General features: G+C 52.3%; 18 protein-coding genes. 11 read left to right on the top strand and 7 right to left on the bottom strand.

Annotated features, from left to right (window positions below):
• Window positions 1–5 precede the first annotated feature (5 nt).
• The 4 genes from PSH76_RS04115 to PSH76_RS04100 all read left to right on the top strand — a co-directional run bounded on the left by PSH76_RS04115 (window position 6) and on the right by PSH76_RS04100 (window position 3,822).
• Window positions 6–1,910 carry a copper resistance system multicopper oxidase gene (locus tag PSH76_RS04115; protein ID WP_008437439.1) on the top strand — a complete coding sequence of 635 codons (1,905 nt, stop codon included), beginning with the start codon at window positions 6–8 and terminating at the stop codon, window positions 1,908–1,910.
• 12 nt (window positions 1,911–1,922) lie between these two features.
• Window positions 1,923–2,168: a hypothetical protein gene (locus PSH76_RS04110; RefSeq protein WP_024073347.1), complete on the top strand. Its 246-nt coding sequence runs from the start codon at window positions 1,923–1,925 to the stop codon at window positions 2,166–2,168.
• Window positions 2,140–3,192 carry a copper resistance protein B gene (locus PSH76_RS04105; protein WP_008437443.1) on the top strand — a complete coding sequence of 351 codons (1,053 nt, stop codon included), beginning with the start codon at window positions 2,140–2,142 and terminating at the stop codon, window positions 3,190–3,192. Before PSH76_RS04110 ends, PSH76_RS04105 begins: the two co-directional genes overlap by 29 nt.
• 162 nt (window positions 3,193–3,354) lie before the next feature.
• Window positions 3,355–3,822, top strand: coding sequence for a DUF411 domain-containing protein (locus tag PSH76_RS04100; RefSeq protein WP_008437448.1), 468 nt, complete (start codon window positions 3,355–3,357; stop codon window positions 3,820–3,822).
• A gap of 303 nt (window positions 3,823–4,125) precedes the next feature.
• Here the strand turns inward: PSH76_RS04100 and PSH76_RS04095 are convergent, their stop codons facing one another.
• The 5 genes from PSH76_RS04095 to PSH76_RS04075 all read right to left on the bottom strand — a co-directional run bounded on the left by PSH76_RS04095 (window position 4,126) and on the right by PSH76_RS04075 (window position 7,714).
• Window positions 4,126–4,323: a DUF1289 domain-containing protein gene (locus tag PSH76_RS04095; RefSeq protein WP_008437450.1), complete on the bottom strand. Its 198-nt coding sequence runs from the start codon at window positions 4,321–4,323 to the stop codon at window positions 4,126–4,128.
• 43 nt (window positions 4,324–4,366) lie between these two features.
• Window positions 4,367–5,332: a CDF family Co(II)/Ni(II) efflux transporter DmeF gene (dmeF, locus tag PSH76_RS04090; protein ID WP_008437453.1), complete on the bottom strand. Its 966-nt coding sequence runs from the start codon at window positions 5,330–5,332 to the stop codon at window positions 4,367–4,369.
• Window positions 5,333–5,343: 11 nt separating this feature from the next.
• Entirely contained in the window at window positions 5,344–5,619 is a 276-nt protein-coding gene (locus PSH76_RS04085) for a metal/formaldehyde-sensitive transcriptional repressor (protein ID WP_024073346.1), read from the bottom strand.
• Window positions 5,620–5,838: 219 nt separating this feature from the next.
• A complete protein-coding gene (locus tag PSH76_RS04080) occupies window positions 5,839–7,164 on the bottom strand; it encodes an OprD family porin (RefSeq protein ID WP_008432871.1) in 1,326 nt (441 codons plus the stop codon).
• A gap of 217 nt (window positions 7,165–7,381) precedes the next feature.
• A complete protein-coding gene (locus PSH76_RS04075; RefSeq protein WP_008432869.1) occupies window positions 7,382–7,714 on the bottom strand; it encodes a DUF2790 domain-containing protein in 333 nt (110 codons plus the stop codon).
• A gap of 948 nt (window positions 7,715–8,662) precedes the next feature.
• Here PSH76_RS04075 and PSH76_RS04070 point away from each other — a divergent pair.
• The 5 genes from PSH76_RS04070 to PSH76_RS04050 are packed head-to-tail and all read left to right on the top strand — an operon-like array spanning window position 8,663 to window position 13,311.
• On the top strand, window positions 8,663–9,091 hold the full coding sequence (locus PSH76_RS04070) for a TIGR03757 family integrating conjugative element protein (protein ID WP_008432865.1): 429 nt from the start codon (window positions 8,663–8,665) through the stop codon (window positions 9,089–9,091).
• Complete coding sequence (locus PSH76_RS04065; RefSeq protein ID WP_008432863.1) at window positions 9,088–10,029, top strand: TIGR03756 family integrating conjugative element protein; 942 nt, start codon at window positions 9,088–9,090, stop codon at window positions 10,027–10,029. The genes PSH76_RS04070 and PSH76_RS04065 overlap by 4 nt, the downstream gene beginning before the upstream one ends.
• 20 nt (window positions 10,030–10,049) lie before the next feature.
• Window positions 10,050–11,411 (top strand): integrating conjugative element protein, encoded by a 1,362-nt coding sequence (locus PSH76_RS04060; protein WP_024073345.1) that lies wholly within the window; start codon window positions 10,050–10,052, stop codon window positions 11,409–11,411.
• An 8-nt stretch (window positions 11,412–11,419) separates the two neighbouring features.
• Window positions 11,420–11,800, top strand: coding sequence for a hypothetical protein (locus tag PSH76_RS04055; protein WP_008432858.1), 381 nt, complete (start codon window positions 11,420–11,422; stop codon window positions 11,798–11,800).
• Window positions 11,797–13,311 carry a conjugal transfer protein TraG N-terminal domain-containing protein gene (locus PSH76_RS04050; RefSeq protein WP_008432856.1) on the top strand — a complete coding sequence of 505 codons (1,515 nt, stop codon included), beginning with the start codon at window positions 11,797–11,799 and terminating at the stop codon, window positions 13,309–13,311. The genes PSH76_RS04055 and PSH76_RS04050 overlap by 4 nt, the downstream gene beginning before the upstream one ends.
• 32 nt (window positions 13,312–13,343) lie before the next feature.
• On the opposite strand, the gene PSH76_RS04045 is transcribed toward PSH76_RS04050, so the two are convergent.
• Both PSH76_RS04045 and PSH76_RS04040 read right to left on the bottom strand, forming a co-directional pair.
• Window positions 13,344–13,667: a hypothetical protein gene (locus PSH76_RS04045; protein WP_008432855.1), complete on the bottom strand. Its 324-nt coding sequence runs from the start codon at window positions 13,665–13,667 to the stop codon at window positions 13,344–13,346.
• A 235-nt stretch (window positions 13,668–13,902) separates the two neighbouring features.
• Window positions 13,903–14,391, bottom strand: coding sequence for a hypothetical protein (locus PSH76_RS04040; protein ID WP_019821334.1), 489 nt, complete (start codon window positions 14,389–14,391; stop codon window positions 13,903–13,905).
• A 205-nt stretch (window positions 14,392–14,596) separates the two neighbouring features.
• On the opposite strand from PSH76_RS04040, the gene mobH reads away from it, so the two are divergent.
• Together mobH and xerC are read left to right on the top strand one after the other, a co-directional pair.
• On the top strand, window positions 14,597–16,483 hold the full coding sequence (mobH, locus tag PSH76_RS04035; RefSeq protein ID WP_044270808.1) for a MobH family relaxase: 1,887 nt from the start codon (window positions 14,597–14,599) through the stop codon (window positions 16,481–16,483).
• Window positions 16,480–17,799, top strand: coding sequence for a tyrosine recombinase XerC (gene xerC, locus PSH76_RS04030; protein WP_008432853.1), 1,320 nt, complete (start codon window positions 16,480–16,482; stop codon window positions 17,797–17,799). The genes mobH and xerC overlap by 4 nt, the downstream gene beginning before the upstream one ends.
• Window positions 17,800–17,952 lie beyond the last annotated feature (153 nt).

Here is a 17,952-nt window from a genome sequence, read left to right as displayed (position 1 = left end):
ACGGCATGCATTCCAAAACCTCTAGACGGACATTCGTAAAAGGCTTGGCCGCTGGTGGCATTCTCGGCGGCTTTGGCCTTTGGCGCACTCCAGTATGGGCGGTGACAAGTCCAGGTCTGCCGAGCGTACTCACCGGCAATGAATTTGATCTGTTTATTGGTGAAACACCTGTAAACATTACCGGCTCGCCGCGAACAGCCATGACCATCAATGGATCATTGCCAGGACCTTTGCTGCGTTGGCGCGAAGGAGAGACAGTCACCCTGCGTGTAAAAAACCGCCTGGACCAAGACACCTCAATCCATTGGCACGGGATCATTCTGCCGGCCAATATGGACGGTGTACCTGGCTTGAGTTTCCATGGCATCGCACCCGACGGCATGTACGAGTACAAGTTCAAGGTTCATCAGAATGGTACGTACTGGTACCACAGCCACTCGGGCTTACAGGAGCAGGCAGGGGTTTACGGGCCAATCGTTATCGACTCGAAAGAGCCTGAACCTTTTCAATACAACCGCGACTATGTGGTGATGTTGACTGATTGGACCGATGAAGATCCTAGTCGCGTCATGGCCAAGCTTAAGAAACAGTCGGGCTACTACAACCACCATAAACGCACCGTTGGTGATTTTATCGACGATGTCAGTAAGCAAGGTTGGTCAGCTACAGTAGCTGACAGGAAGATGTGGGCTGAAATGAACATGAGCCCAACCGACCTTGGAGACGTCAGCGCAGATACTTACACCTATCTCATGAATGGCCAGGCGCCAAACGGTAACTGGACCGGTATTTTCAAGCCGGGTGAGAAGCTACGACTACGCTTTATCAACGGCTCGGCGATGAGCTATTTCGACGTCCGCATTCCTGGTTTGAAAATGACCGTTGTGGCCGCCGACGGCCAACACGTCAACCCAGTGAGTGTTGACGAATTCCGCATCGCCGTAGCTGAAACGTATGACGTGATCGTAGAGCCTGCCAGTGAAGAGGCTTACACCATCTTCGCCCAGTCTATGGATCGGACGGGTTATGCACGCGGAACCCTCGCTCTTCGTGAAGGGCTAGTTGCTCAGGTACCTGCTATAGATCCACGTCCAATCGTCACTATGGATGACATGGGGATGGGCGGTATGGCTGGTATGGACCATGGCAGCATGGCTGGTATGGGCGGCGCAGAGAAGACACCAGGTGACATGTCCGGCATGGCGGGCATGGCGGGCATGGACCACAGCAAGATGACCGGTATGGACCAAAGTGACATGACCGGGATGACCGGCATGGACAGCGGTGACATGACTAACATGGCGGGCATGGATCACAGCAAGATGGCTGGGATGGGCAATGGTGATATGTCAGGGATGGCTGGCATGGGTGGTATGGGTGGAGAAATGCAGACACACCCTGCCTCTGAAACCAACAATCCCCTGGTTGATATGCAAGCCATGAATCCAACGCCAAAGCTAAGTGATCCGGGCATAGGCTTGCGGAACAATGGTCGTCGAGTGCTCACTTACTCCGACTTGAAAAGCACTTTCCAAGACCCTGACGGCCGCGAGCCAAATCGTACCATCGAGCTTCATTTGACCGGTCACATGGAGAAGTTTTCGTGGTCGTTCAACGGCATCAAATTCTCTGACGCCGAACCGCTGCGCCTGAAGTATGGCGAGCGTCTGCGCATCACCTTGGTGAACGACACCATGATGACACACCCCATCCACCTTCACGGCATGTGGAGTGACCTTGAGGACGAGAACGGCAAGTTCATGGTGCGCAAGCACACGATCGATATGCCACCAGGTACCAAACGCAGCTATCGAGTCACCGCTGATGCCTTAGGCCGTTGGGCATATCACTGTCACCTGCTTTTCCATATGGAAATGGGCATGTTCCGTGAAGTACGGGTTGATGAGTAAAGGAGACGATCTGTGAGCACATACCGAAATCGTAATTCCCTCGTGGGTTGCCTCTTTGCCGCTGTCCTGCTGGGTGGACTCTCGTCCACGGTGCTGGCAGAGGAAAATGGCAGCGACCATTCAACCACTGTTCCTGTTACAGCAACGGACAAGCCAGCAACGGCAAACGATTCGAAGCTAGATCACGGGGCGATGGACCATAGCCAGATGAGCCATGAGTCGATGGATCATGACCAAAAAACCAAAAAGGCAGATTGAGATCATGACCAGTAAGTTTTTACGCCCAACGCTGATGGCACTTGCAGTCTCTACCGGTCCAGCATTCTTTTTCATGGCTCAAGCCGCTGAAGAGATGGATCCGTCGATGGCGATGCCATCAAGTGCGGACGCAAAGTCTTCAACTGCACAAAAATCCAAACCCGCCAAACCGAAAGATGCCGCGATGGATCACTCCAAGATGGACCACGGCTCAATGGGAGCCATGGACCATAGCAAGATGGGGGCTATGGATCACAGCGATAACGGGCAAATGGACGGTATGGAAAGCATGGATGGAGGGGCGACTACCACAAGCCGAACCCCAATCCCCGTACTTACCGACGCTGACCGGGCCGCCGCTTTTCCAGACTTACCAGGCCATGGTGTGCACGATAAAAAAATTAACTCGTTCATCCTCCTGGATAAATTTGAGTACCAAGACGCTGACAACGGTAGTGCGCTGGCTTGGGATGCAAAAGGGTGGATCGGCGGTGACGTCGATCGCCTATGGTTGCGTTCGGAAGGCGAACGTACCAATGGCGTAACCGAGAACGCTGAACTTCAGGCTCTGTGGGGACACGCCATCGGTCCTTGGTGGGATGTCGTCACCGGCATTCGACAAGACTTCAAACCTGGGTCACCTCAAACATGGGGAGCGCTCGGTATTCAGGGCATGGCCCTCTATAACTTTGAAGCTGAAGCGACTGCTTATATTGGTGAGAACGGTCAAACCGCAGCTCGGTTTGAAGGCGATTACGACATCCTGTTGACCAATCGCCTGATCTTGCAGCCGACCGCCGAAGTAAACTTGTACGGGAAAAATGATCCTCAGCGCGGCATAGGATCTGGATTGGCCAACACCGAACTAGGCCTGCGGTTGCGCTACGAAATTACTCGTCAATTCGCACCCTACATTGGTGTTAGCTGGAATCGCTCATATGGTAAGACGGCTGACCTAGCCAGCGATGAAGGGGAAAAGACAAACGAGGCCCGGTTTGTAGCTGGTATTCGGATGTGGTTCTGAGCGATTTGAGCACTAGCCCTACGAATTCAAATGATCGGGGAGTTGGCTCCCCGACTCTAAAGTAGATCCTTCAATGTAACCTTTGCAGCGGCATGAACGCTTGAGTGGGGTTCTATTGCTTCGTAGAACATCTCGCCGTCTCCAAGGGAAAAGGAAATATTCATGACAGGTAGCTTCCGACTTTCAAGTCGATTTCTGCGTATTGCAACATTCGCTGCGCTGTTCATCGGCTCAACGGCTCAAGCGGCGCAGGCCCTGACCATCGATGTGCATCGAGATGCAAACTGCGGATGCTGCAAAAAATGGATTCAGCATCTTGAGGCCAATGGCTTCACCGTCATTGATCATGTAGAAACCAACATGAGTGCTGTCAAACAAGATCTAGGTGTCGCTCCACGACTCTCGTCTTGTCACACTGCGATGATCAACGGGAAGTTTGTTGAAGGTCATGTGCCAGTTGAGCAAATAATTGCGATGAGTAAGCGTGACGACCTTCTCGGGATCGCTGCTCCTGGAATGCCAGCAGGTTCTCCAGGAATGGAAGTCGACGGAGTACATGAGACCTACCAAATAATCGGCCTGACCAAAGCCGGCGTAGATCAGGTCATTGCTGAATACCCCGCAAACTAATCCCACCTCATCCATTCGGCCACAGCATGGTCCCAGCTCATGGCCATGCAGCGGGACATGCTATGTTGATTTCATTCTCAAGCAATACGCAAAGGACGATCAGCAACAAGCTGTAAAGGCGCGCCTGCGCCGAATCGGATAACCCCGTACCGCTGTCCTCAATAACAATTTGAGATGACGCCATGCTCCGTCTGCTGACAAGCACTGCGCATCTGACCACGATAGTGCTAAGTTCGGGTGGCGTTGCCACTCAGCTTGCCTTTCCGAATCTGGACATCTGTCTCGGCTGAAAGCGTAGAAAAGTTAAATTACAGTGGTTTGAGAGTTCTTTTTTTGCAGGCTTTTCAGACGCAGGGTCGCGCGTTGTACAGCGGCCATTTTTTCTGGACGCTTCATTCGTTTCCATTTTCTGATGTCTTCCTTGGTGCGACCGCAGCTGACGCACAGTTCGCTGTTCAACTGGCAGACAGAAGTACACGGATTCTCGATGTCCTTGGCCATTGGTCAATTCCTCGGCGAACTTATGCGAACTACGGGCTCATTGCTAAGCCTGAACGGCGACCTGATCGGGTGAAACAGCGCCCGGCTTCGTGCGGTACTCAACTGTCAGATGAGTGATCTCATGAACTGTCGCAAGCCGTTCTCGTATGTTTTGTGCATTCACTGCTGGGCTGCCTAGAACACTCACAATAGCGGCGCGGGCTTGCGGCCCTACCTGCCAGACATGAAGATCTATGATCGAAGCATCTCCCTGTCGCTCAACCAGTTCACGAATCTCTTCAGCGACATGATCATCTGTCTGGTCTAGCAATACACTCGCAGTCACCCGCATCAACGACCAAGCCCAGCGTGCGATGACAACTGCACCCACAATCCCCATTGCAGGGTCGAGCCAGACCCAACCAAGGTAACGACCAGCAAGCAGTGCTGCGATGGCCAGAACCGAAGTCAGTGCATCTGCAATGACGTGAATATAAGCAGAGCGCAGATTATTGTCATGACCATGTGCATGGTGAGATTCATCTTGGCCGTGGTCATGCCCATGGTGATGATTATGACCGCCAGACAGCAAAAGCGCGCTCACCACATTCACTGCTAATCCGACAATTGCGATAAGAGTCGCTGTCCCGAATTGCACTTGAGTCGGTTGAAAGAGACGAAATAGCGACTCTCCGGCAATTCCCAAAGAGACCAGTCCCAAAATCAGAGCAGATGCGAAGCCACCCAAGTCTCCAACCTTGCCAGTTCCAAAACTGTAGCGAGCATTTGAGGCATGTCTTTTTGCGTAACCGTAAGCAGCTGCGGCTATGCCAAGTGCTCCAGCGTGTGTTGCCATGTGAAATCCATCAGCAAGCAACGCCATTGAGCCAGTGAGATAACCTGCGGTGATTTCAGCAACCATCATTACGACGGTCAGAGCCACTACCCACAAGGTTCGCTTGGCGTTTTCTTCATGTGATTTCCCCAGGAACATATGGTCGTGGGAATAGTCGGTGTACGAATTACTCATCTGGGCAAATCCTATTTGGAATAGCGGCGAATGGCTTCGAGAAGCTCATCGACGCCTTTCGCTCTTTCTTCGTTGCTGAGTGTCGGATTCGCAACGTGTTCACGAGCGTGGTCTTCGATAATTTCATCCATCAGCCCATTGATAGCGCCACGGGCAGAAGCGACCAAAAGCAGGGTTTTCGAGCAGTCATCATCAGAGTCGAGTGCTCGCTCAATCGCCTGGACTTGCCCAGCGATTCGCTTTACACGCTTAAGAAGATTGTCTTTGCTTGATCTCATATGACCCATACCATACCCCCCCTACCTATATTGAGAGTATGTTCACACGTTCCAATCAGCCATACAACCCCAGGGACGCTCGCCGCCGGGATGGATATACCAACAGTTTCTTCAATCCACAAAAAAAGGCGCCACTAGGGCGCCTAAGCCGTCTCCAAACCAAAGGAGAAACAAGGAGACGGGGTGTATCGGGGATACCGGACAGTTGATGCCGATGGCTAATGCCCGTTAAAGGAGTTGCAGTGGATATTCAACAATCAGTCTGACCTCGTCCAAATCAGATTCGAAATCGGTAGCTCGTGTCGTTGCTTGGCGGACACGTAAAGACATGTCCTTCAGTGAGCCTGACTGGATGACATACTTAGCCTCGATGTCTCGCTCCCAACGCTTTTGGTCCTGCAATGGGGCACCGTCCGCTCCGCGACGCATGTACACGCTGTTTGCGTTGGAATAGTCCGCATCCCAACCCTTAGCGTAGCGGGTCATGAAGCTCAGACCGGGGATGCCGAAAGCCTGCATATCTAGATCGTAGCGCAGCTGCAAGGATTGCTCTTTCGGTGAGTTGAAATCGCTGTACTGAATGGAGTTATCCAAAAAAATTGAGTCGGACTGGCGAAGGTAGTCAAAGTCGTCGTTACCATTATTGCGCTGGTAACCAACGGTCACGGCGTGCGCTCCGAATTTGACCCCGGTCTTGCCGCTCCAGATCTTGTTATCGAAGCTTCCCAGAAGTTTTTCACCCTCATCAACCGCTCGGTAGTAATTAAAGCCGCCAATTAGCGATACGCTTTCTGAGAGTGGATAGCTCAATGTGGTGCCCGCGTAGTATTGGTTCCACACATCCTTGAATTGGCTGGTGTAAAGACTCACACCTACGTGTTCATTGACCGTGTAATCGCCCCCTAGATAAGCGATCCATGGAGCATCTACTACACCGGCGTAAAAAGTTGAAAAGCCGTCACGCATGCTACTGGAATTGGGTTGGCTCATCGCATGCAGCCGGCCCCCCTGAAGGGTCAGGCCTTTGATGCTGGTATTAGTGAACGTTGCACCCCGGAAACTCTCCGGGAGAAGTCGGGAATCCCCATAGGCAACGACAGGCGTCGATGGAAATACGTCGCCTACCTTGACGACTGTATCCAGGAAACGCACTTTTGCGGCCCCGCCTACTTTTGAGTAGGAGTCTTCAGGTTGGCCTTTGCTATTGTGCGGCAAGACATCGACTGAGCTACGGGCTCCCGAGCGACCATCACCTGAATCGAGCTTGAGGCCTTCCATTGCAAACGCATCAATGCCGAAGCCTACGGTACCTTGAGTAAAGCCTGATTCGAATCGGCCAATGATGCCATGAGCCCATTCGGCTGAGTAACCATTGCCCGTGGGGCTTGATTGACCCTTTCGATAATCACGATTGAGATAGAGATTCCGATTGAGAATACTAAAGGTGCTCCCCTCAATGAACCCTTCAGGCTTTTGCTCCACAGCTACTGCAACTTGCCCCATGCTCATGCCAAGGGAAATGAGAGAAAGACCATAAATGCTTTTATTGTTCATTTAACACTCCAGGCTTTAGCTTGGCAGAGTTTCTTTATGAAATATTTTTTATAATTATAAAAGCCACCAGCACGTGAGGATTTCTCCTACGTGCCGGCAGACATAATTTCATACAATAGATAACTCCAGCGTGACCTGAAAATTACTTCTGTGTCAGCGAACAGCAAGCAGGCTCAAAACATACCGAACAACCTTGCGCAGTCAGGGCTAACGCTAATTAACTTCCGTGAGGGCAGTTAGTACCCATAACCTTGTATTCCAAGGTGTTGAGCTTGCCCGCCGAATCTTCATAGGTCATGCGCGAAGGGGCTACGCCACAGGTTTTATTGGCTTGAGTGGTACTGATTACCTTCTGGACATCGAGGTTCATTCCGTATTCATAATGAACAACTTCAGGTGTCGCCTTTCCGTTTTCTAAGGCGTACTGCTCCATCGCCTTCTGGTTCTCTTGCATCATTCGACCATAAACACGGTCACCACCTCCTTCAGCCATGGCCAAAGAAGACATGGTCAAGATGGAAGCGGCAAAAACAACTTTTAATAATTTCATGATTTTCTCCTAGTGCTCACTTACTTCTGACTAGAGGATAACCAGTGATGCCTTTCAGGAAGCTGCCGCGAATATTACATATCTGTAAGGCCTCTCGTAGAGCTCGTGAGTTCAACTATTTAAAGTTTAGCTTTATTGGCAGAGCACGCTGAATGCATCATACGACCATCAGAAATCAACTCGTATCCCACCTGGAGCATCTAGAGATTTTTTATAAAAATGCATATCTTCCTATTATGAAAAGCGGCTTTGACCGCTACAGGCGGATGAATCGTTTGGGCGTAGCTAAATGAGACTACGAACGTGTCACAAAAGCCTCATGGGCTGCGGAAATTAGGCACTACGTAGAGCACCGAAAACGCAATCGGCAGGATGGTCTTTAACAGCAATACGGTCTCGGAGGATAGGTTTTTATCTTATCCTTAACGTCATCGAAGATGACATTGAAGCTGTGCAGCAGGCGCTCCGTTTGCAACATTTGATCGTGAAGGATCTCAAGCAGGACAGCACAAACTACTGCCTGCCCAAGGATAAAGATAAAGCCTTCGAATCTTGAGGTTGTTTTCTCCAGCACGACCAAACCCGCTGACGATATCGGCAGGGCGAGCATTTTGCCGTTGATGTCGCCCGAAGCTTCAATAGAAGTGATTTTTCGTTATGTCGTGGGGCGGTGGCGAGACTCGTCCGACTGGCGTACTGTGGACCATCGGCGGCGATGGGGCCAAGAAGGGTCGCCTCATAAACTTGGCTTGAACTCTTGCTGTGTGGATAGCCAGTTAACTGCGTACTCACTGCGTCGTCAATTTGAGCCGACCAAGTGCCATCTCTAATCCAACCCACACGAATTCGTCGCTCTCAAATACCCAAAGCTTCCAAATTCCTATTTCTTACTGCGCTCAAGACAGCCATCCGGTCTTCTGTACCTGAATCCATATCAGGTACGGTGCCATGCTCCAGATCCTTACCCACATTAGCGAAACGCGGCGCTGGCTGTTTTCACTGCTACTGTTCTTGTCAACTGCGTCCCACGCGGAGACGTGGGTCATTACAAACCGAGCACATCCAGTATCCGCACCTTCTGGCGCTCGCGTCATCTTCCTGGATGATCAGCAGCGCCTTGAAGAACAACTTTCCAACCAACTACCCGCCGATCCACGCCAGGCAGAAGCGGCCATTCAACGCTACCTTGTCAGCCCTGCAGGGAAGCATCTGCAAAACGAGTTGGCCCAAGCCCAGCAGGGCGTCATAGACGCCTGGAGCCTGCGAGTCGAAAAACTCCCAGCCGTGGTCGTAGATCGTCGCTACGTCGTGTACGGCGAGCCTGACGCAGCTAAAGCCGTCGCGTTGATTGAACGAGCACGGAGCCTGTCACGATGAGACGCTCACGTTTTGCGATCCGGCCTTTGTCGCTGGCTATCACTTTCAGCCTGTCATTCAGTGCATCGGCTGCGATCAACTCGGCAGCGATTATTGCCTCGACCCTGTCACCAACCTGCCTGGAGTACAAAGTGGTCGGCATCTGCTATTGGCTGCTCTGCACGCCATTCGGATGCAAAGTCAAAACCTCGACCAAGGTTCGTCACTACGTACCGGACGCTGTGGTGTCTGCATATGCGAATACCGGGATGAACCCTTGGATAGAGATGTCACCTCTTGGCACCCCGAATCCGATGGCCCAAGCGGGCAACGACGGCACTACCAATCACGTTGCAGAGAACAACATCATCAAATTTAAGGAAGCCGATGTCATCGGCCATCCAGGTGGTGCGGCGTTGAGTCAGTTTGCCAGCGCCTCGGGCTATGTATGCAAAGGCGCAACCTTACCGCTTGTGCCTTACTTTCTGAGCACCCTTGACCCCATTGCTTGGCGATACGGCGTCCCGGAATCCGTATACCCCGAAGCACTCATTCCGGGCATGCGCGAAGTCGGTAGCCTGCTCTCAGCAAGCAGCTGGGGGAACGTCTACCCGCGTAGCGGCTTCCTTAACCAGACTGACGACTACAAAACGGGCGCAGTTATTGCGCAGCGTGCCGGCGACGTGGTTACCCGCCCAGGCCAGGTCCATGTCTACTTGCCGATGCTCGCCCTTCCCTACCCCGGTTACTGGCCCGCAGGGCCGCTACGCGAAGGTGACGCCTCCACTGGTAAGTGGCAAGAGCTCACCCCAGTCCTCAACCCGACTTGCGCAACCTTTCCCACCATCGATCCGAACATCGATGCGCAGGATGGCGGCTACGCCTGGGCACTCTGGCGCCCTTATTCGTGTTGCCAGCGTCGAGGACAGACCTTCCTCGGCAGTACGGACTTCCAATGAAACAGCGATCGGAGCAAAGCATGAAACTCACTACCTTGGCGATAGGGCTCGCCTGCAGCCTCAGCAGTGCAATAGCGCTCTCTGCTGATCCAATCAACGTCTCCTCCTCCGGAAGCGTCATTGGGGACAACGTGCTGTATAGCATTGGCGGCGGCAACGCAGTCACCATGGGGAGCGCAGGCAACATGGATAGTATTTCTGTGGGAGGCGGTTGGAATACCAATCTAATCTGCGGAAACATGAGCCTGAGCACAACCCTTGAAAACCAATTGAATGGTGCCACTTCCGGCTTCAAAAACATCATGAGCTCGGTGGTACAGAGCGCCACCAGCGCCGTGGCTTCGCTGCCGGCACTGATTCTTCAACGTGCGAACCCGGCGCTATACAACCTCATCACCAACGGCATTTTGCAGGCCCGCCTGGACTTCGACCGCTCCAAAGGCACCTGCCGCGCCATTGGCGAAAAGATGGCGGATATCGCCGGTAACCAAATGGGCTGGGGCAAGCTTGCTGAAGGTCAGGCTATGAGTCAGGCGCTAACATCCAACACAGACGCAGTGTCGGCGGTGGAACAAGTCGAAAAGAAAGGTGGAAACGATGGCGTCACTTGGGTTGGTGGTGATAGAGCAGGTGGTTCCGGTCAGAAGCCAATTCGTATCGTAGGCGACGTCACCAAGGCGGGCTACAACCTTCTGAACAAGCGCGCGGCCGGCGACACCGCATCCATCAGTAAAGCGAACTGCAACAACGGCATGGTGTGCAATGTCTGGTCATCGCCCCAGGAAGCCACCACCTTTGCCAATCGTGTCCTGGGTGAACAACAACAGCAGACCTGTGACAGTTGCCCTAAAACGGTGACAGCCGCAGGCGTCGGCCTCACGCCGCTGATCCAGGAAACGTACGACACCAAGCTGAAGGCCCTGCAGGAACTGCTGAGCGGAAGCAAAACGCTGTCGCTAGAAAACCTGGAAGCAGCGAGCAGCAACTCGTTACCCATCACCCGAGGCGTTGTAGCAGCACTCAAGGATGAGCGCGACCAGGACGTACTCGCTCGCCGGCTTGCCTCCGAAGTCGCGTTGTCCGATGTGTTGGAGAAAGCTCTGACCCTACAGCGCACCTTGATGGCAGGCAGTCGGGAACCGAACGTCGCGGCTAATGACCTCGCCGTCCAGGCAGTCGGCCAGCAGAGCTCCTCGCTGCAACAGGAGATCGGCAACCTCAAAATGGAACTGGACATGCGTCAGCAGCTCGCGAAGAACTCGCCTCTGACCATCATTGAACGCAGCAAAGCACGGGCAGAAGACTCTCGTGGCGTGTCCCCGGGAGCCCCAGAAACGAATCGATTGGACCAGTTGCAGTCACCCGCCCAGAACAAACAGTGAGAAAGGCCATGACCGAAATACAGGAGCCTGTCGCCGCTCCCAACCGTTCGCTGGTTCGACGAACCGGGAGGAGCATTCTGCTTGTTCTGGGTGTTTTGCTCGCGACTGCCGCCCTCGTAGTCCTACTCAGCGCTGTCCTGATGAACATGTTCGACAGCGCCGAGCAATGGCAAGCCTGGCGCACCGACCACTATTGGCCGCTCTTTACCTGGCGCCTAATGCTTTATATCGCACTGACCGTTGCCTGGTTCAAATTCAAGGTACGGTTATCGAACTCAGAACGCTCGAAACGGCGCAAAGGCCTGTTGAAGATCGAGATAATGGTGATCTTATTATTTCTGATGGTTGAACTGAGCAAGGTGCTGTATCAGGCAGGGGGTGTTCTGTGACGCTCTACACCAATGACTATTTAGAGTACTACCTGACGTTGGTCGGTTGGATCATCAACAATGGTATCTGGGCGATGATTTCAGATACCGGTCTATTCGCCCTCCCCTTCTGCATCATCGTTATTCGAGAGTGGCTGAAAGTCCGTGGTGAGGGGGCCGATGAGGGCAACAAAGGCGTTCTCTCACTGGCACGTATCGAAACCAATATCTACGTTGGCTACATCGTAGTCGCATTCTTCGCTGTACCAGCCGTCAATGTGAGTTTTGATACCTTGGCATTTGACCAGAGTAGAGCTCAGCAATGTCAATACAACTTACCTAAACCCACAGACACAGGCTGGAACACAACATTCAGCTCACTGGCAGGAAAGAGTGCCCAGATGCCCATGTGGTGGGCATTAATGCATGCATTATCAAAGGGATTAACCAATGGCGCTGTAGCAGCAATTCCCTGCGGGACTGATTTACGGCAAGTACGCATGGAAGTTAGCAACACCAAGATCAACAACCCGCTATTGGCTCAGGAAATTGGCGACTTTACGCACGATTGCTATGGACCCTCCCGTGCCAGATTATTCATGCGCCAACCCGAATTGGGAGCGCAAGGGAATGACCCTCGTTTTGCGCAGGAACTCAGCTGGATTGGTTCGCACTATTTATTGAACACCTCGGGTTATTACGACACGGACTACTCCAAAACTCCAAGGGCATCATGGCCCTATAACGCATCTCGTGATGTGGGTTTACCACAAGTGGGTGGAGGTGGGGGCTATCCAACTTGCAAACAATGGTGGTCAGATAGCGGAGTGGGACTGCGGGACCGTATCAAGGCTCAAGTGTCGCCGGACCTCATGACCAAAATGCTCGGCTGGGCAAAGTGGTTGTCCCCGGACGAAGTCACTGACTCGCTTGTCCGGCAACTGGTCTCGCCGTCGAACCAGGTGAAAGGGGATGTTTATACGGACTACGGGGGACAAATCGACGGAACTGTGTGGAATGGTGCAGCCCGGGCAGCGGGGACTCTCGGGGTTGCATTAGGATCTATGGCCTATTTTCCAGCGATGGACATGGTTCGCCAGGCGCTACCGATGGTCATGGCGTTCTTGAAAATGGCGATGGTGATTTGCATTCCCTTGGTGCTAATCGTCGGGGCTTACCAACTAAAAGTGGCCATGACTATGTCCGTTGTTTTTTTCGCTCTGATATTCGTGGACTTTTGGTTTCAACTGGCTAGATGGGTCGATACCACGATATTGGACGCTTTATATGGAGCCGGTTCTCCGCATTTATCATTTGATCCTGTGATGGGTTTGAACACTGCCACCCAGGACGCAATCTTAAACTTCGTGATGGGCTCGATGTTCATCATCCTGCCAGTGTTTTGGATGGGCGCGCTGGGATGGGCAGGGGTGAGCGCAGGAAAAGCATTGGAAGGCCTTACCAGCGGAACAAAAGATGTTCAAAAGGCAGGTCAGGAAGGGGTGAATACTGTCAAACGTAGCGTTATGTAACGTAAGGGTCTCATATCATTGATATGAGACCCTTAATCATCGTCGTCTACACGTTGACCAGCAACATAGTACCCATAGCCATCGGGGCCATAGCATTGACCATACTCTATCTGGTTTCTGCGAGGCGTAGGTCTGTGATTCAACGCCCAGAGCCCTCCACCCAAAACCAAGGTAAATACTGCAACGCTGATAATCCCGCTGAAAATGTCTGCAGAAAAATATAGGAGTACGGCAGCCACAACCAGACGCTTGACCCAACGCAGGGTACGGTTCTGACTGCACCAAACGAGGCGCGCAGCCTGACCCAGGCCATAGCCTAAGCGACTTGCTACTCCCTGAGAGGTCTGTGCGGTCATGGTGCGTCTCCTTCTTACCCGGTCTAGGGGCGATTTGACATTACTTATAATACCGATTTTTCTATGCTGCAAGATCATGAGACAAACGGCCTTTGCCTTCAGCACCAGATGCCCCCCTTTCACAACAAAAATGGCCCAAAAGGTAAAAGGTTTTGTAGAAGCGAATGGAATGGTTCACAAGGGTAAAAGCCTTACCCGAAAGGGCCGCTTTCAGCGGGAAAAAGGTCCAATCTCATCAACGCATCTCGCGAGTCGAATAAACTTCAACTAACTCGTCTTCTGTAAAATTACTAAGCAAAGAAAAGTATTCAGCTCTGGACTCAACCGTCAACGGTTGGATAGAACCTAAATTAATAAGAGTTGAAACAGCCTCGTCAGGAGTCATTTCGCTAGTAAGTGGGGCTCTCTGCCCAGAGTAATAAACCTTGTCAGACGCAATAGCTACATCCAGCAGTTCACGTACTTCACCATAACGAGCGGAACGCGCAGCGGTTAGAAACACTCCATCAAAAATGACCAAGACGCTATCAACGTGAGGAATAATATATTTAGCTAAGGCGACAACCAGAGGAAGGTTGTTGTCCCACCTTGCTTCCTCATCATCAAGATCATTCCCTACACTAGCAAAAAGAATGATCTCATCACACTTATTGTCACGTATCAAATCACAAAGTGCCCAAACATTATCTGAGGTTGATTTCGTAGCGTAGCGAAGTGAAACCATCATTTTTTCCTCACATAGTCGATCTGCGGCCCCGTGCCCTTAGACCGAAACGACGATAATTCTGCATTCCTTTCTCCGTCACCACCATAGAAAGATGGCTCTTCGCCAAAAGAAATACCCGAGGCAACCAGTGATCCTTTCCCCTTGCTCGCCCCCCCTTTGATAGGAGAAAAGCCTGCCCCATGAATCATTTACGGAGCAGGCGATGTTCTCTATTTTCCGCCGCAATAAAGCGCTACCCGCCCAAAGCCCCTCCCCTAACGGTTTTATACAGCCGGCCTCTAGCCAAGCACTACTGGCATCGCCGCGCCGTCAGAAACTACTGGAGAACATTTGGCAGCGCGCATCGTTATCTCGCTCACAGTTTGTCGAGCTCTATAGGCGTCCACTTGAGCGCTACGCGGAGTTGGTCCAGCAGCTCCCTGCTTCGCAAAACCACCATCATGCACACCCTGGCGGCATGCTGGATCACGGGCTTGAAATCGTCGCCTATGCCTTGAAAATTCGACAGAGCTACCTGCTTCCTATAGGCGCACCGCCGGAGTCTCAATCAGCACAGGCTGAGGCCTGGACTGCCGCCGCGGCTTACGGCGCTCTGATACACGACCTCGGCAAGATCGCCGTCGACGTGCACGTCGAGCTGGCAGGAGGTAAAACCTGGCACCCGTGGCACGGCCCAATCGATCGTCCCTATCGATTCCGTTACGTGAAAGGACGCAACTACCAACTTCACGGAGCCGCTGCCGCACTGATCTACGCGCAGATCCTCTCCTCAGAAATCTTAGATTGGCTCAGTAATTTCCCCGAAGTGTGGTCGCAGTTAATCTTCATTTTGGCTGGTCAGTACGAACATGCCGGCATTTTGGGAGAGATCGTGGTCAAGGCCGATCAGGCGTCCGTCGCACAGGAGCTCGGTGGAAATCCAGCCCGCGCGCTGTCCGCGCCCAAACAGTCTTTGCAGCGTCAATTAGCAGATGGGTTGCGTCACCTGGTCCGAGATACATTCAAACTGAATCAACCCGATGGACAGTCAGATGGATGGCTGACACAGGATGCTCTTTGGCTGGTTAGCAAGCCTATTGCTGATCAATTGCGAGCCTATTTGCTGACCAAAGGCGTTGAAGGTGTACCCAGTACGAATGCGCCTTTCTTCAACATGCTGCAAGATCAGGGGGTAATCCAAACCAATGCCCAAGACAAGGCAATCTGGAAAGCCACGATAGACAATGGTCGTGGCTGGCGAAACACCTTCACCCTGCTGAAGCTCTCACCGGCACTGATCTGGAATGATCCAAGTGATCGGCCCACAGCTTACGCTGGGACTCTTGAGGTAGAAGCTGGCAACCCGGTAGAAGACTCTGCAGCTGAAAATACCGTCGCCACACCGGCCAAAAAGTTGCCTTCGGAAATTCAATCCAGCCCTGTGCCGGCGCCTTTAGCACCGGCACAGCCATCACCGTTCGAACTACCTCAGCATTCCTCGAGCAGTACAGATGAATTTGACGAGCTACTGGCGCTCCTTGGTAACATCAATGAGCCATCAGAAGACACCAAAAACAAAGCGGTCTCAGCGGCACATACCGCGCCTCCGAAACTGGATGAAATCCAGCCTTCCCAAACCTCCAATCAAGGAGGTGCGCCTTTAGCAATAATCGAAGAAGTCACTCCGATGCCTAGCAATAACACCGAGATCGGTCAGGGATTTGTTGAATGGCTTAAGAAAGGCATCGCATCCCGGACCATCATTATCAACGATACCAAAGCGCTGGTTCATACCGTAGCAGGGACCGCTATGCTGGTAACGCCTGGAATTTTCAAACGCTACGTCCTTGAATTCCCCCATATCGAACAGCAAGCCAAAGTACAGCAAGTCAGCGCCTGGCAGCTGGTTCAACGTAGTTTCGAGAAACAGAAACTTCATCGAAAAACGCATAAGAGTTTGAATATTTGGACCTGTGACGTTGTTGGACCTCGAAAATCCAAGCAGCTCAAGGGGTACTTACTACTAGACCCGCGAACAATCTTCTCTGAGGTCCCTTTCGACAATATCAGCCTGTCCTTGAAGTCAGAAGCAACGGAGCCGCCACAATGACGACGCCCTCGAATCTGACGGAGGAATACATCTTTGCCCATGATCTGCGGCCTGCCAGTGCAAAGATCTATCGCGCCTCGACCAAAGCACTACTCAAGCATTTCCGAACGGCCTCAGTTGAGGAGATCGATCATCGTGCGGTTCTGACATGGCGAAAAAAAGTCCTTGAGAACGGATTATCCAAACGCAGCTGGAACACCTATTCAAATCACCTTCGAACTGTTTGGGGCTACGCCATAGAACACGGCCTGATGACCCATACCACGATCAACCCATTCAAGAAAACCAGCGTTATCCCACCAAAGCGAGCCAGCAAGACAATCAATGGAGACGCCATCCAACGAGCACGCAACTGGCTCATATCCCTTGTAGGCCAAGAACGTTGTACGCATGAACGTAGCCAGATCACACCTGCCTGGTTCTGGCTCAGCGTCTTCGAGATGTTTTATTACACAGGCATACGTCTGAATGCCCTGCTGTGCCTGCGTTACAAAGATATCGACTGGGACAGCCAGATGATCTTGGTCCGCGGTGAAACAGAGAAGACCCATCGGGAGTTTTTCCTCCCCATTATGGAAGGACTCGCTCCACACTTATCCAGGATCTTGGGGGAGGCCGAGAAAATCGGTTTTTCACCAGACGATCAGCTGTTCAACGTCAACAGATTCTCTCGTCACTTCCATGGCAAGGAAATGAACATCGACCAGGTGGAGTCAATGTACGGCAAGCTCACCGATAAGATCGGCGTGCGCATGACCCCTCACCGCTTCAGGCACACATTAGCAACAGACTTGATGAAGCAGCCTGAGCGAAACATTCATCTCACGAAAAGCCTGCTGAATCATTCGAATCTAGCGACAACGATGAATTACATAGAGGCGGACTACGACCATATGCGTGCTGTTCTACATGAGCGGAGTCGGGCTCAGGGCGCTCTGAGCCGAGTGACACGGGTTGATCCAAGTGGCAAACCCTCTGCCCCCTTACCCGCCAAAATAGGTGTGCATTCACAGGAAACCGCTCAACCAGAGCCCAAGAAGCTGCCAGCTCCACAACAATCTAGCAGCACAGAGGTCAGTATTGATCGGCGGACCAAGTCGACTGGCCGAAGCGCGCTACAGAAGGCTCTCGAGCTCGCATCTGCGCAACTGCATCGCGAGTCAATGACATGCTCTATGGACCCACCAGTAGATCAAGTAGAGCAGAGTCTACTATTGACGCTAATGGCGAGCGGGCTTGGTGTCGGCACATTCAGGAAACGCACCTCAACTGAGCATTCAATGCGAAGCTCATCATTTTCCAGAGCATCGCCCTAGTACGCTCATAATCAAAGCGCACTGGCTATAGGGAATTCTGGTTGGCCAGAGGCTTTCGCATGCCCGGAATAAAGAACCAGGTCGAAATCCGGATTTTTTCCAGACGAACGGTACGACTTTGCTCAAGGCACAAAAAAAGGCGTCATAAAGACG

It is taken from the genome of Pseudomonas sp. FP215 (genome assembly GCF_030687795.1).
GTDB classification, from domain to species: Bacteria; Pseudomonadota; Gammaproteobacteria; order Pseudomonadales; family Pseudomonadaceae; genus Aquipseudomonas; species Aquipseudomonas salmasensis.
This window is presented reverse-complemented; position numbering and strand designations above follow the sequence as displayed.

Bases quoted from the DNA above. Each gene is read 5' to 3' on its own strand.
- PSH76_RS04070 (WP_008432865.1), top strand. From the start codon at position 8,663: ATGCTCCAGATCCTTACCCACATTAGCGAAACGCGGCGCTGGCTGTTT.
- PSH76_RS04100 (WP_008437448.1), top strand. From the start codon at position 3,355: ATGACAGGTAGCTTCCGACTTTCAAGTCGATTTCTGCGTATTGCAACA.
- mobH (WP_044270808.1), top strand. From the start codon at position 14,597: ATGTTCTCTATTTTCCGCCGCAATAAAGCGCTACCCGCCCAAAGCCCC.
- xerC (WP_008432853.1), top strand. From the start codon at position 16,480: ATGACGACGCCCTCGAATCTGACGGAGGAATACATCTTTGCCCATGAT.
- PSH76_RS04040 (WP_019821334.1), bottom strand. From the start codon at position 14,391: ATGGTTTCACTTCGCTACGCTACGAAATCAACCTCAGATAATGTTTGG.
- PSH76_RS04080 (WP_008432871.1), bottom strand. From the start codon at position 7,164: ATGAACAATAAAAGCATTTATGGTCTTTCTCTCATTTCCCTTGGCATG.
- dmeF (WP_008437453.1), bottom strand. From the start codon at position 5,332: ATGAGTAATTCGTACACCGACTATTCCCACGACCATATGTTCCTGGGG.
- PSH76_RS04075 (WP_008432869.1), bottom strand. From the start codon at position 7,714: ATGAAATTATTAAAAGTTGTTTTTGCCGCTTCCATCTTGACCATGTCT.
- PSH76_RS04060 (WP_024073345.1), top strand. From the start codon at position 10,050: ATGAAACTCACTACCTTGGCGATAGGGCTCGCCTGCAGCCTCAGCAGT.
- PSH76_RS04055 (WP_008432858.1), top strand. From the start codon at position 11,420: ATGACCGAAATACAGGAGCCTGTCGCCGCTCCCAACCGTTCGCTGGTT.
- PSH76_RS04095 (WP_008437450.1), bottom strand. From the start codon at position 4,323: ATGGCCAAGGACATCGAGAATCCGTGTACTTCTGTCTGCCAGTTGAAC.
- PSH76_RS04045 (WP_008432855.1), bottom strand. From the start codon at position 13,667: ATGACCGCACAGACCTCTCAGGGAGTAGCAAGTCGCTTAGGCTATGGC.
- PSH76_RS04115 (WP_008437439.1), top strand. From the start codon at position 6: ATGCATTCCAAAACCTCTAGACGGACATTCGTAAAAGGCTTGGCCGCT.
- PSH76_RS04105 (WP_008437443.1), top strand. From the start codon at position 2,140: ATGACCAAAAAACCAAAAAGGCAGATTGAGATCATGACCAGTAAGTTT.
- PSH76_RS04065 (WP_008432863.1), top strand. From the start codon at position 9,088: ATGAGACGCTCACGTTTTGCGATCCGGCCTTTGTCGCTGGCTATCACT.
- PSH76_RS04085 (WP_024073346.1), bottom strand. From the start codon at position 5,619: ATGGGTCATATGAGATCAAGCAAAGACAATCTTCTTAAGCGTGTAAAG.